At 63.4% G+C, this 13,318-nt stretch carries 10 protein-coding genes and 1 pseudogene; 10 read left to right on the forward strand and 1 reads right to left on the reverse strand.

Features of this window, described 5'->3' with window-relative positions:
* Positions 1-881 precede the first annotated feature (881 nt).
* Positions 882-1,622: an IclR family transcriptional regulator gene (locus J3D46_RS24825; RefSeq protein WP_253469967.1), complete on the reverse strand. Its 741-nt coding sequence runs from the start codon at positions 1,620-1,622 to the stop codon at positions 882-884.
* A gap of 165 nt (positions 1,623-1,787) precedes the next feature.
* Between J3D46_RS24825 and J3D46_RS24830 the strand changes: the two genes are divergently transcribed.
* The 10 genes and pseudogenes from J3D46_RS24830 to J3D46_RS24875 all read left to right on the forward strand — a co-directional run.
* Positions 1,788-3,077 carry a cytochrome P450 gene (locus J3D46_RS24830; protein ID WP_253469970.1) on the forward strand — a complete coding sequence of 430 codons (1,290 nt, stop codon included), beginning with the start codon at positions 1,788-1,790 and terminating at the stop codon, positions 3,075-3,077.
* 60 nt (positions 3,078-3,137) lie between these two features.
* A complete protein-coding gene (locus J3D46_RS24835) occupies positions 3,138-3,458 on the forward strand; it encodes a 2Fe-2S iron-sulfur cluster-binding protein (protein WP_253469972.1) in 321 nt (106 codons plus the stop codon).
* A complete protein-coding gene (locus J3D46_RS24840; RefSeq protein ID WP_253469975.1) occupies positions 3,458-4,717 on the forward strand; it encodes an NAD(P)/FAD-dependent oxidoreductase in 1,260 nt (419 codons plus the stop codon). The genes J3D46_RS24835 and J3D46_RS24840 overlap by 1 nt, the downstream gene beginning before the upstream one ends.
* 227 nt (positions 4,718-4,944) lie before the next feature.
* Positions 4,945-6,534: an ABC transporter substrate-binding protein gene (locus J3D46_RS24845; RefSeq protein WP_253469978.1), complete on the forward strand. Its 1,590-nt coding sequence runs from the start codon at positions 4,945-4,947 to the stop codon at positions 6,532-6,534.
* 75 nt (positions 6,535-6,609) lie between these two features.
* A complete protein-coding gene (locus tag J3D46_RS24850) occupies positions 6,610-8,028 on the forward strand; it encodes an amidase (RefSeq protein ID WP_253469981.1) in 1,419 nt (472 codons plus the stop codon).
* A complete protein-coding gene (locus tag J3D46_RS24855; protein WP_253469984.1) occupies positions 8,025-9,059 on the forward strand; it encodes an ABC transporter permease in 1,035 nt (344 codons plus the stop codon). Before J3D46_RS24850 ends, J3D46_RS24855 begins: the two co-directional genes overlap by 4 nt.
* The gene (locus J3D46_RS24860) at positions 9,052-10,794 is read left to right on the forward strand and encodes a dipeptide/oligopeptide/nickel ABC transporter permease/ATP-binding protein (RefSeq protein WP_253469987.1); all 1,743 of its coding nucleotides are present in this window, start codon (positions 9,052-9,054) and stop codon (positions 10,792-10,794) included. Before J3D46_RS24855 ends, J3D46_RS24860 begins: the two co-directional genes overlap by 8 nt.
* A 17-nt stretch (positions 10,795-10,811) precedes the next feature.
* Positions 10,812-11,660, forward strand: a complete 849-nt coding sequence (locus tag J3D46_RS24865) for an ATP-binding cassette domain-containing protein (RefSeq protein ID WP_253469990.1) — start codon at positions 10,812-10,814, stop codon at positions 11,658-11,660.
* 218 nt (positions 11,661-11,878) lie between these two features.
* On the forward strand, positions 11,879-12,316 hold the full coding sequence (locus J3D46_RS25120; RefSeq protein WP_253469994.1) for an Lrp/AsnC ligand binding domain-containing protein: 438 nt from the start codon (positions 11,879-11,881) through the stop codon (positions 12,314-12,316).
* Positions 12,317-12,642: 326 nt separating this feature from the next.
* Positions 12,643-13,318 (forward strand): annotated as a pseudogene (locus J3D46_RS24875) (ornithine cyclodeaminase); the annotation flags it as partial.

Genomic DNA, 13,318 nt, shown 5'->3' on the forward strand with positions numbered 1-13,318 from the left:
ACGGCGTCATTGCGGGCAGTAGCGGCGTTTTCACTCATTAAATGAGACATTCTTGCGTAGAGTTTTTGCTGTGAACATCGAACCGGGCGGATTCCTGCCTTTCTGAACACTGAGAAGATTGGGCTCCTGCCGGCTGAAGACCGGGTTTTCGAAGCGATGCTTGATGGTTGGCGTGCGCAGATGCTGATACGCGGGCTCTCGACCGCGTATGTCAAGAGCTCCTGCAGTGTCGTTGAGCGGTTCCAGGACCACGCGAAGGAGTATCCGTGGACGTGGTCGGCACGCCATGTGGACGAGTTCCTCGCGGACCGGTGCAGTTCAGGAAATGGCCTGGCGTTGTCCACGCTCCGGTCCAACGCGGGAGCGATCAAGGCGTTCTGCGCTTACCTGACCGATGGGCGTCGCGGGTGGGCAGCCCTTTGCGACCGAGTGTTCGCCGACATTCCGGTGCAGGTCGTGTTCGGTGGAACTCACCGCGGCACACCACCGACGATATCGTGCCGCCGCGCCGCCGGGCGTTCACCAGGGCAGATCTTCAGACGTTCTTTGACGTCGCTGACGATTTGGTCGATAAGACACATGGCTGATCGTCTTGGTCCTAGGCATGGGCCACCGGCAGGAGATCTACCATAAGGTGGCACGGCCGAGCCGGCAGGCCCCCCGCTTCAGGCGCTATCTGACTGCCCTGGAACAGGCGGCGAGAGCTCGATTCACAGCAGCAACGTCCGCGTTGTTGTCTGTGCGGGGGCCGCTACTTGAAGGGCCGATCGCCCAGCATGGCGGTGGTAGGCACCGTTGGGCATGCCGAGTTGTCCAAGGCCCTTGGTAAACGCGAGCTTTTCCCATAGTAAGGGTCCCTGTGGCAAGAGGCCGGGTCGCTTCTAGGAAGTCTCCCCGAAATAGGCACTGCGCATTCCGATGGCGATCTTCTGGGCAGCCGGTCGCAGGACATTTAACAACGACTCCAACATGATGCCTTCCGTCGGGACAACAACGGACAGGGACGCAACGGCCCCTCCGAAAGGTCCCATGATCGGCACCGCAACTGCCGACGCGTCGCGATGGATATAGCCCTTGGTCAACGCGTATCCATCTCGTCGGACCTCAGCCAGGATCTTTCGCATGGCATTCGGACTGGGGCGGGGCGCCATGGCAAAGTCGCTGAGTTGCGATCCCAGGATTCGGTCGACGGTTTCCGGGTCGCTGTGCGCTAAGAGAATGAGACCGCTCGACGTCGCATGAAGCGGAAGCGTTCCCCCGACTACCGTTATGTTGATGACTGGTTCGTGGCTCGAGAGACGTTCCAGATACAGGACCTGATCTCCCCTGAGGATTCCCAGCTGCGTGTGCTGGCGAATGATCGCCTGCACGTCCTGAAGATGCGGCATTGCAACTTCCCGCAACCCAAGCGCCCCGGGGGTCCTGTTCGCCAATTCCCAGAGCCGGAGACCGATGCGGTAGCGCCGGTTCGGGAGTTTTTCCAGCAGCCCGAGGGCAGCCATTTCCCCGACGAGCCGGTACGCGCTTGAGCCCGACATTCCCGCGCGATGGGTGATTTGGGTCAGGCTCAGGTCCCGCGTTCCTTGGTCGAAGGTTTCCAGGATGCGCACGGTGCGGCTCATGGATGATTCCCCATTGGACTCTTTTGCCATCTCTGCCTTTGCTGAGGTTCCGAGAGTTGCACTGGATGGCACTTTTGCGCATCATGCGAATTTCACTCACACCAAATGTAATCCAGATCATAGTTATTTCTCACGGCTCACCCAAAACCAGGAGGACGAATTTTCATGGACGCAACCGCCGCTGTGAGAACCGGATGCCCGTTCACTGACAAGCGCTCAGCTGTTGAACGCGCGGAAAATGCGCCGACGGAAATGTGCTCGCCCGTCAGCGAAACCATCGGTGCCGGGGAAATGCCCGTCGCCAACTGGATCAACGTAGCCGAGCTTCGTGAAGATCCTTACCCGACCTATGCACGCTTGCGAAACGAGTCCCCGGTGGCTTGGGTTCCGGCCATCAAGAAGGTTCTCATAGCTTCGTTCGCCGGTTGCCTCTTCGCTGAACAGCACCCCGAGATCTTTAGCAACAACGTTTCGGGTGCGCACATGACCCGTGCCTTCGGAGGACAGCCGATGATTCGCCAGGACGGAGCCGACCACTCGGCCGAACGGAATGTCATCAATCAAACGCTGCGCCCCAAAAAAATCAAGGAAGTATGGGAAGCCCGCTTCATAGCCAATACGCAAACCTACCTGGACGCGCTGGAGGATGGCGGCCCGGGCGCCGACCTCAACGACGTATTTGCCGCCCCGCTCGCAGCCAAGAATCTCATCGATCTTTTGGGACTCTCCTGCGTTGCACCGGCCGACGTTGCCCGATGGTCCGCGGACTTCATGGCCGGGGCCGGAAACGTCCTCGACGATCAGGACATCTGGCTTCGCTGCCAACGATCTCGCGAGGAATTGGGATCGGCGCTGGATGAAGCATTTGCTCGGCTGCGGAAGAATCCGGACGACTCTATCATCTCGTTGCTGATCCATAGCGGGATGCCAGAGGAAAGTGTCAGGGCCAATGTAACCCTTACCATTTCAGGCGGCGTCAGCGAACCACAGCACATCATGACCTCATCGGTTTCCTTGCTGACCCAACATCCCGAGTTCCTATCCTGGGCGCAGGAGGAACCGACCAGATTCGAGCAGGTTTTCCAGGAGACGCTGCGGCTCCAGAGCCCGATCGCCATGATCACACGCGAAACCACGACCGATACGGAAGTCGATGGCTTCAGGATCCCGGGCGGCAGCCAGATCGGACTCCTGCTGGCCTCCGCGAACAGGGACGTGCTCGCGATCGAGAACCCTGACGAATTCGATCCCACCCACGAGGCCCGTCGGCATCTGGGATTCGGAAGCGGTGACCACCTGTGCGCCGGCAAGTGGGCCGCAGAGGCAGCCGTCGGACGCATTGCGGTTCCCGCACTGTACGAGCGGTTCCCCACTTTGCGCACCGACCCTGCACACCCCGGGACATGGAACGGCTGGGTCTTCCGGGGATTCAGCTCGCTGCCGGTTGTTTGGTAGCCAGCTCCCCCAAGGCCCGCCCCGTCCAGGCATCAGTACGACAACCAGAGGAACGACCCCATGATTTCGGCAACATTCAACCACCCCGAGGGCACAACAGACACGCTCCAGATCGACCCGGGGGTATCCCTTATGAAGGCTGCGGTGCTTAACGGCATCGGCAACATCATCGGCGAGTGCGGCGGCCAGGCCATGTGTGCGACCTGCCACGTCCTTGTCCAGCCCGAATACCGCGACCAGCTCCCGCCCCTGGGCGAAGACGAGGACGAGATGCTGGACTGCGCGGCCACGGAGCGAACCGAAGGCTCTCGGCTGGGCTGCCAGCTCAAGGCCGGGGAGCATTTTTCCGCCATCGAAGTCGACCTGCCCGAGGCCCAGTGATGTTCACTCCGGATCCGGCGCAAAGCGCCATCATCGTCGGGGCCGGGCACGCAGGGGTCCAGACGGCGGAGTCCCTGCGGGAATCCGGTTGGAAAGGCCGGATCGTGCTGATCGAAAACGAGGAACACCTCCCCTACCAAAGGCCGCCACTATCCAAGGACCACCTGGACCTGGCGAAGCCGCCCACTCCCCTGCCGCTGCGCGCCGAATCGTACTTCGGGCAAAACCGGATCGAGCTGCGCACGGGGACGAACGTCCAGTCCATCGACGTGCACGACCGATCGGTGCTGCTTTCCGACGGCAGCAGGGAATCGTTCACCAAACTGGTACTGGCCACCGGGGCATCAAACCGGATTCTCCAGGTTCCGGGAGCCGACCTTGCCGGCGTCGCGGGACTGAAGACCCTGGACGATGCACGCCGGCTGCGCGGGCTGCTGGAACGGGCCAGCAATGTGGTGGTTGTGGGCGCCGGATTCATCGGGCTCGAGTTCGCCGCGGCGGCACGTGCCGTAGGCAAAAACGTGACGGTCCTCGAGTTTGCCGACCGTCCCATGGCGAGGGCGCTGAGCCCAATCATGAGTGATTTCTTCGGCCGGCACCACGCTGAACACGGTGTGGATCTGCGGCTCGGTGAGGGCATCGCGGCCTTCACCGGAAGCCCCGACGGCAACGTCGTCTCCGCCGTGTCGAGCAGCGGGGCTGAATATCCGGCCGACCTCGTCGTGGTCGGCGTCGGGGTCGTTCCGAATACCGCGCTGGCCGAAGCTTCCGGGCTCCTGGTGGAGAACGGAATCCTCGTCGACGGTTCGCTGCGTACATCGGACCCCGACATCTATGCCGTGGGCGACTGTACTTCCTTCCCCGGGAGGTCCGGCCTCGGGCGCCTGCGTTTGGAATCAGTGCAGAACGCCACGGACCAAGCCCGATACGCGGCACGTCGGATCGCTGGCTTGGAGCCGATCCCGTACGAACCGGTGCCGTGGTTCTGGTCGATCCAGGGCGGCGCTCGCCTGCAGATCGCGGGGCTCTCCTCCCCCGGCAACCAAACGGTGGTTCGCGGCGATGTCGCAGCCGGCGGGTTCTCGGTGTTCTGCTTCGACGGGGACCAGCTGGTGGCAGTGGAATCGGTCAACAAGCCCGCGGACCACGTTGCCGCACGGAAGCTCCTCGCCGCGGGCACCCACGTGACACCGACCCAGTGCCGAGACCTCCACTTCGACCTCAAGAACGCGGCTGCGTCCACGGCGGTCGCAGGATGACCACCGTCCTCCATGGTCCGTCCCCTCCCGACGATGACGTCGGCGAAGCCAGCCGCAAGTTTCCCGATTCGCCTAACTTCCATCCACGTTTCCTAGTCACCACACCGTTTATGAGGTCACCAGTCAAAGGCGACCGAAGCAAAAGTTCAACGTTTTGCGGAAGTTACCTTTCTACCGCTTTCAACAACAACTCCCGATACTCCTCGAAGTGTGAAGGAACACCACTCATGCAAAACAATGCAATCACCACCACCGTGATTATCGCGGCCATCGCGCTCGCCGCTAGCGGGTGCACCACGGGCGGCAAGCAAGCCCCTGCGGCCGGGGAAACCCCTGGTGCAGCCGGCGTTCTCTCCACGGATACGGTCAACGCGGCGATCGACATTCCCGCGACCTTCGACCCGACCCAAAGCCTCTCCCTTCCCGACTTCACGGCCGCACGCATGAGCTTCGATACGCTGCTCCGTGTCGGGAAAGACAATGACCTCGTCCCGGGTCTTGCCGAGGAATGGGATTCCAAAGGCACCAAGACGACCTTCACCCTGCGCGACGGGGCCACATGTTCGGACGGAACCCCCATCAGCGCCACCGTGGTGAAGAATTCCCTGGAACATCTGGCCGCACCGGACACCGCGTACACGGGAGCAAATGACACTTTCGGCATCACCGGGCTTCCCACGATTGCGGCCGACGATGCCGCCAACAAGGTCACTATTGACCTAGCAGCGCCGTGGCCGGACATGCTACGCATGCTGAGTACAGCGGGATCCGGCATCATCTGCCCGGCGGGCCTGAAGGACACCAAGGCTCTGGCAGCGGGCACCGCAAAGGGCGCGGAATCAGGCCCGTACCTGCTCACCGAGAAGGAACACGGGGTCCGCTACATCTATGCTCTGCGCGACGGATATGACATGTGGCCCAAGTACAAGGAGCCGTTGCCCGGCTCTCCGGCCAAGAATGTGGTCTTCAACGTCATCAGCGACCGCAACGCCGTGGCCAACCAGCTGCTCGGCGGGCAGCTGGACACTGGATTCATCAACCCCAGCAGCATCCCCCGCTTCAAGGACGAACCAAGGTTCGTCGTCGCCAAGCAGCCCTTCTCCGATTTCTATGTACTCTTCAACGAGCGCAAAGGCAGTCCCTTTGCCGACGAAGCCAAGCGCAGGGCCGTGGCCCAGATACTGAACCGCGAAACCTTCGAGAAAATCACCGACGAGGGCGCCGGCCAGACCAGCACCCAGCTGGTGGCTGACGGCACCACGTGCTCAAACCCCGCGCAGTCGCCGGTGATCCCGCTGGACCCCGAAGCTGCCAAGAGCGTCCTGTCGGGCGTGAAGATCAAGTTTGTGGGAACCCAGGTCGTCGGACCGAAGGGCTCCGGCAATGTCTACGTGGAGGAACAGCTGCGCGCCGCGGGTGCGGACGTCACGCTCTCCAACCTCGACCTCGGCGGCTGGATCGGCACCGTCTACGGCAAGCCAGGCGACTGGGACATGACCGTTTACGCCGGACTGAACTTTGCCGGCTCCATGTCCAGCAAGCTCAACGACCTCTCTGGTCCAGACGTGCAGGCCGGTGGCGCAAATGTCGGCGCCAACGTGAACCCGACGCTCGACGCGGCTCTTGCGAGATTCCGCTCGGCCACCGACGAGAGCGCCCAGTGCGCCGCCCTGCAGGAGGGCATGAACAGCGCCATCTCGCAGGCTAACGCGGTTCCGCTGACCAACAGCCCGCTGGTGATGGTTGCCCGTGACGGCTTTGCCGCAGTGTCGCAGGGTCTGTCGCTGGACGACCAGTCCCTGCGCATCACCAAGTAGTTTCCGTTTCGGGTGTCCCGCCCCGCGCGAGGCACCCGAAGGCCACCCATACTTTCCAAGGAGCAGGACACCCCCATGAACCCCTTTGATTCGGCGCTCGAGATCGCCGCAGCCATCCGCCGACGCGACGTGAGTCCCGTCGAAGTTGCCGACACCTACCTTGACCGCATCGATGCGCTGGACCCCGGCGTCAACGCCGTCATCTGGCGCAACGACGAACAGGTGCGCGAAGCAGCCCGCCGGGCCGAATCCGCCGTGATGCGGGGCGACGTCGTGGGCCCCTTCCATGGCGTCCCGATCCCGGTGAAGAACTTGTCCAACGTGGCGGGCCAGCCCAACGACATGAGCTCACTGGCCGTCACCGACGCGCCCCGGCGGGCCACCGCATTGAGCATCAAGAAGCTCCAGGAAGCCGGATTCCTGCTGATGGGCCGCACCAACAGCCCCGAGCTCGGGCCGCTGACGGTGACTGAGAACGCCAAGTACGGACGGACGTCCAATCCGTGGGACACCGACTACGTGCCGGGCGGGTCCAGCGGCGGTGCTGCGGCAGCAGTTGCCGCAGGCTTCGCACCCGTGGCGCATGCCTCAGACGGCGGCGGATCCATCAGGGTTCCGTCCTCCGCCTGCGGGCTGGTGGGCCTGAAGCCCAGCCGCGGCCGCGTTCCGCAGGAGGTGTTCGCCTGGGAGCATTCCACCGTGGAAGGCGCCATCACCCGCACCGTTGCCGACTCGGCCGCCATGTTGGACGCCATGAGCGTCACCGACTCGTTGGGCTGGTACTCTGCGCCGCGGCCCGAACGGCCCTTTGCCGAACAGGCGGCCGAGGCGGCCGGTTCGCTGCGCATCGGGCTGATGCTCGAGGCACCGACGGGGCTTCCCGTCGACCCCGAATGTGTTGACGCGGCGCTGGCTCTGGCCCGGCTCCTGGAGGCGGCCGGCCACGTGGTCGCCCCTGCGGTGCCGCGGCTGTTCTCCCGCGAGGCGATCGACGCGTTCCAGGTCATCATCTGCGCCTCGGTCGCCGCCGGCGAGTACACCGACCCCTCGCTAGTGGCCCCGTTCATCACCCGCCGGATGGAACGGGCACGGGACTTCAACGCCGTGCAGTACGCTGCCGCGGCGGCCAAGCTGCAGATCGAATCCCGGGCCATCGTGTCCCAGTGGGGCGGGGAGTTCGACGTGCTGCTGACCCCCACCATGGCAACCACCACCCCCAAGCACGGCGTTGTCTACGAGGAAGCCAACAACGACCCCCGGGGCGAGGGACTCACCGCCCTCCGGATGATCTCTTTCACCTCATTCTGCAACACCACCGGGCAGCCGGCCATAAGCCTTCCTGTCCACACCGGGGCCAACGGGATGCCGATCGGCGCCCAACTGGTGGGAGCCCCGTTTGCCGAGGGCACGTTGCTGGCCTTGGCTGCCCAGGTCGAAGCCGCCGTGAACTGGCAGGACCGCCTGGCCCCGCTGGGAGCCGGGGTGCGGCCATGACGGCAACCCCCGCCACCGCAAAAGCACCGCCCTCACCGGGGACCGTGCCCCTCCGCCGCACCGGGGCCGCCTGGGCCTCGAATCCCTGGGTGGACTTCGCGGTCCGGCGACTGGGCGGGGTACTGCTCTCCCTGGTCATGCTCGTGGTGTTGACCTTCCTCATAGTCCCGCTGATCCCGGGCGACCCCGCCCGCGCGGTGGCGGGAACCGACGCCTCGGCCGAAACGGTGGCCAAGCTCCGGGCCCAGATGGGCCTTGACGAACCGTTGGGCGTGCAGTTCCTGGATTTCGTGGGCGGCCTACTTCACTTCGATTTGGGCACATCGTTCCGTTTCAATGACTCGGTCTCGCTGCTCATTGCGGCAAAGCTCCCCTACACCGCTCAACTTGCCTTCGCCGCCATCGTGTTGGTGCTGCTGTTGGCTGTTCCGCTGGGCATGGCCACCGGCATCCTCACCCGGGGCGGGCGCAAGCGCTGGCTGGACATGCTCTTCGGAAACACCGCGGGCTTCCTCGCCTCGCTGCCCGGCTACGTCACAGCGACATTGTTCATTCTCTGCTTTGCCATCCTGATCCCGGTCTTCCCAGCCGGCGGCGCCGACACCCTCTCGGCGCTAGTTCTGCCCACCGTCGCGCTGGCCCTCGGTCCGGCCTGCGCCGTGGCCCGCGTGGTCCGACAGGAAACGGCCACGGTGCTGGAACAGGACTTCATGCGCACGGCACGCGGCCGCAGGCTTCCGCCGCTGCGCCTGTACCTGCGGCATGCCTTGCCAAACCTGCTGACCAGCACGCTCACGCTGACCGGGCTGATCCTTGCCTCGCTGCTGGGCGGGGCCATCATCATCGAAACGGTGTTCAACTACCCGGGCCTTGGCAATGAGATCATCCAGGCCATCATCTACCGCGACTACCCGGTCATCCAGGGAATCATTCTGGTCGTCGGGCTGATTGCCACCCTGCTGAACATCTTGGTTGACGTCATCCTCGGCATCATCGACCCACGCACCCTCGGAGCGAAAACCCATGGCTAAGACACCACGCGCTGCCAAACACGCCCTCCGCTGGACCCCGGGGCTGAAACTGGGCCTGGGCATTCTCTCGATGGTGGCCCTGGCTGCCCTTTTCGCCCCGATCTTCCTACACGACGCGGCCACCATCCTGAGCGACGACTCGCGCCAGGGAATCAGCGCCGAACACTGGATGGGAACTGACGACTTCGGCCGCGACATCTTGGCCCGCACCCTCGTCGCCAGCCGCCTGACGTTGCTGATGTCCCTGGGCGCCACGCTGATCGCCGTCACCGGCGGCATCCTGATCGGCGCAGCCGTCTGGATGGCGTCGCGCCGAGCCAGAGAATTTGCACTGCGCCTCATCGAGGCGGCGGTCGCCTACCCTTCCCTGATCTTCGCGCTGATCATCGCAGCAATCCTGGGCCCTGGCAGCGGCACCGCGATCATCGCCATCGGCGTCGCAGGCATCCCCGGATTCGCCAGGCTGACTGCCAACCTCGCAGCCTCCGTCTCCCAGCGAAACTACGTAGGCGCCGCCCGGCTGCTGGGGGTCCCGATGCCCAAAATAATCGAACGCCACCTGCTGCCGAATATGGCCGAACCGCTCTTTGTCATGGCCACGTCGTCCTTTGCCCTCTCCCTGCTGGAAATCTCGTCGCTGTCATTCGTGGGACTGGGCGTGCAAAGCCCCGAATTCGACTTCGGACGGCTGCTGAACGAGGCACTGAACTCCATCTACACCCAGCCGCTGCAGGCCGTGGCGCCTTCCATCATGCTGGTGCTCACCGGGCTCGGTGCCATGCTGGTCGGCGACGGCCTTGCCGCCACCGCGGACCCACGCGGGGGCAGGAAATTCTTTGCATCCCGCAAGCACCATTCCCGCCCCGTGTCTGCCACCGCCGCCCCCGCGGCGTTGCTAGAGGTAGACAACCTGACGGTCACCGCACCCGGCGGACAGGATCTGGTCAAGGGCATCTCCTTCAGCATCGCCCCGGGACAGGTACTGGGGCTCGTCGGGGAATCCGGGTCGGGCAAATCCATGACGGCCATGGCCGTGGCAGGGTTGCTGGCCGACGAACTCGCCGTTTCGGCCCACACGCTGCGGCTGGGTTCGCTGGACCTGTTGGTGCCCAATGCCCCCCGCACCATGGCCACGTCGATCGGGCTGGTCTACCAGGACCCGGGCAGCACGTTCAATCCCGCCCTGCGCATGGGCGGGCAACTCACCGAGGTCTCCCGAGTCCATCTCGGGGCCAGCCGGACCCAGGCGAACCGCGACATGGTCCAGGCCCTGGACGCGATGTCGATCAGGAACCCCGAACTCCGCCTGACCCAGCACCCGCACCAACTCTCCGGCGGCATGCTCCAGCGTTCCATGATCGCCGCTTCCACCGTCTCCAATCCCGTGCTGCTGATCGCGGACGAACCGACCACCGCACTGGATGTCACGGTGCAGGCGGATGTGCTGCGCAAGTTCCGCAAGATCAACAAGGAAAAGGGAACGGCCCTGCTGTTCATTTCCCACGACATCGGCGTGGTCCAGGAGTTGTGCGACGAGGTGCTGGTGATGCATGGCGGGCGGATCCTGGAACGACTCAGCGGGGCTGAACTGAAGGCGGGTCACGCCAGGCATCCTTACACCCGCGCCCTGCTGGCTGCCACGCCGGCCATGGACGGATGCCAGGGAAAGCTGAAGGCCGCCCGCTGGCTTCCGGAAGACGCATCCGCCCAACCGGTAGTCGTGAACAACCAATGAAAGGACCAGGTGCAACCATGTTTTCCACACCTCCAACCGCCACGGCGCCCGACACCGGCCAACCGCTGCTTGAGGTCAAGGCGCTGAGCGTCGAGCTAGGCTTCGGTGCGGTGCGGGCCACCATCCTGAACCAGGTCGGCCTCGCCGTGGCCCGCGGCCAAACCGTGGGCCTGGTGGGCGAATCGGGATCGGGAAAATCGACCATGGCCAAGACCCTGGTCGGTGAGCTGACCCCCGGGTCAGGATCGGCCACGTTCGACGGACAGTCCTTGCACGGCCTGAACCGCGCCGGCCAGCGGGCCATGCGCCGGCGAATCCAGATGATTCCGCAGGACCCCTACTCCTCGCTGAACCCGCGGCGAACCATCGGCGATGCCCTGGGCGAGGCTATCGACCCGGTCCGCGGGAACGCCACCCGCCAAGCCGAGGCCATCGCCCATTGGCTGAATGTGGTCAGCATGGACTCCGACGTCGCCTCGCGCTATCCACACGAGTTCTCCGGCGGGCAACGACAACGCATTGCCATCGCCCGGGCCCTAGCCGTGCAACCGGAGCTGGTCATCGCCGATGAAATCACCTCCGCACTGGACCTGACCACCCAGGCCGAGATCCTGAACCTGTTGGCCGAGCTGCGCCAGGACTTGGGCCTGACCATGCTGTTCATTTCCCACAACCTGGCGGTCGTCAGACATGTCTGCGATGACGTGGTAGTGCTCTACCGCGGGGACGTGGTGGAGGCCGGGGCTGTTGAATCCGTGTTCACCGACCCCCAACACCCCTACACCAGGACGCTGCTTGATTCGGTGCCCGGCGGCCCGGGTTTCAACATCGATGCGGATATCCGGGGCGGCGGGGTCGACGGCTGAAGGACTTTCACCTTGCATGCTGCAAAGCTTGGTTACACCCCTCCGGAGCCGATCTTAGCCGGAAGCAGGCGGGGGGATCGCGGCCCCGTGAAGGACTTCTTTTGCCCGCTCACCTCCACGGCAGCTCCGGGTAACCGCGGGAGCGCTCCTCGAAACCTCCCCGGATCTTCGTTGTTGATTGCCGTTAGCCCGAACTTACCCTCGAAGGGAGCCCAACAGTGTTCAAAGGTTCCCTAACAGAGCTTGATCGCCAGCTCCTTTCCGCACTTCGAGAGGACGGCCGGGCCTCAGTGGCCAGTCTGGCACGTCAGCTCGGAGTCGCCAGGGCGACGATTAATAGTCGCCTGGAGCGGCTCGTGTCCTCTGGAACCATAATCGGCTTCACAGCACGAGTTCGCGACGAACTGGACCCTTTATCGATCCGTGCCATCACGTTAATTGCCGTAGAGGGCCGTTCCGCCGACAGAGTTATTCGCCAGCTTCGTGGTTTCCCAGAAATCCGGTCGCTGCACACCACTAACGGAGCTTGGGACCTTGTTGCCGAGATCCGGGCAGAAAGCCTGACCGGGTTCGACCAGATTCTCGGCCGGATTCGAGGCATCGAGGGCATCGTCAACAGCGAAACCAGCTTGTTGCTCAGCTCCGTATTGAGATAAGGCTCCCTTACCTGCCGCCGATCCATTCTGACTACTTCTTCTCCATGTAGTTGCCCAAGTTGGGGGGAGAAACTCTACCTCGGGTCGATCACGATAGGGCACTGCAGGAGTCCTCTTGATAGCCACGATCCGCGCGGCTCCAAGGCCCGCCCGGCCACCGTTCACCAACCCAGTAGATCGTTCACGGAGGCACGAAACATAGTGTCAGATTGAAGTCGGCGATATGCAAGAAACTCAATGAAAAGTGCCCTTTTTGTTCATTGTGGGTGCATATCGACAGCTCATAAAGTAGTGAAATCCCCCGATTTGAAAGCAAAGGAGAAGCGATGACTCGCTTTGTAAACGTACAAAACATGATCAACTGGGTCGCTGCACGCAGCCCAGGGAAGATCATGGCCGACATGATCAACTACCTCGAGGACGACTTCCGCCGCTGGCAGTCCTTCGACAAAACCCCCCGCGTGGCCAGCCATACCCCATTCGGAGTCATCGAGCTGATGCCCACCAGTGACCACGAAACCTATGGCTTCAAGTATGTGAACGGGCACCCGTCCAACCCGGCGCGCGGGTTCCAAACTGTCACTGCCTTCGGGGTCTTGGCAGACGTCCACAACGGCTACCCCACATTCCTAACTGAAATGACGGTGCTGACCGCGCTGAGAACTGCAGCAACCTCCGCCATGGTGGCCAGGAAACTCGCCCATCCGGGTTCCAGCGTGATGGCCATGATTGGCACAGGTAGCCAGTCAGAATTCCAAGCCCTCGCCTTTCGAGCAGCCCTGGGCATTGAGACACTTCGAGTCTGGGATACTGATCCGGACGCCATGCAGAAGTTCGTCCGCAACATGTCTCCACTCGGTTTTGACATCACCATCGCAACGTCGGCCGCTGACGTCGTGGACGAGCGGACGTCATCACCACTTGCACCGCGGACAAGACCAATGCCACCATCCTCACCGCAGACCTTATTGCACCGGGCGTCCACATCAACGCCATCGGAGA

The sequence above is a fragment of the Paenarthrobacter sp. A20 genome (assembly GCF_024168825.1).
In the GTDB taxonomy this organism is placed as follows: Bacteria; Actinomycetota; Actinomycetes; order Actinomycetales; family Micrococcaceae; genus Arthrobacter.

Bases quoted from the DNA above. Each gene is read 5' to 3' on its own strand.
- J3D46_RS24825 (WP_253469967.1), bottom strand. From the start codon at position 1,622: ATGAGCCGCACCGTGCGCATCCTGGAAACCTTCGACCAAGGAACGCGG.
- J3D46_RS24830 (WP_253469970.1), top strand. From the start codon at position 1,788: ATGGACGCAACCGCCGCTGTGAGAACCGGATGCCCGTTCACTGACAAG.
- J3D46_RS24835 (WP_253469972.1), top strand. From the start codon at position 3,138: ATGATTTCGGCAACATTCAACCACCCCGAGGGCACAACAGACACGCTC.
- J3D46_RS24840 (WP_253469975.1), top strand. From the start codon at position 3,458: ATGTTCACTCCGGATCCGGCGCAAAGCGCCATCATCGTCGGGGCCGGG.
- J3D46_RS24845 (WP_253469978.1), top strand. From the start codon at position 4,945: ATGCAAAACAATGCAATCACCACCACCGTGATTATCGCGGCCATCGCG.
- J3D46_RS24850 (WP_253469981.1), top strand. From the start codon at position 6,610: ATGAACCCCTTTGATTCGGCGCTCGAGATCGCCGCAGCCATCCGCCGA.
- J3D46_RS24855 (WP_253469984.1), top strand. From the start codon at position 8,025: ATGACGGCAACCCCCGCCACCGCAAAAGCACCGCCCTCACCGGGGACC.
- J3D46_RS24860 (WP_253469987.1), top strand. From the start codon at position 9,052: ATGGCTAAGACACCACGCGCTGCCAAACACGCCCTCCGCTGGACCCCG.
- J3D46_RS24865 (WP_253469990.1), top strand. From the start codon at position 10,812: ATGTTTTCCACACCTCCAACCGCCACGGCGCCCGACACCGGCCAACCG.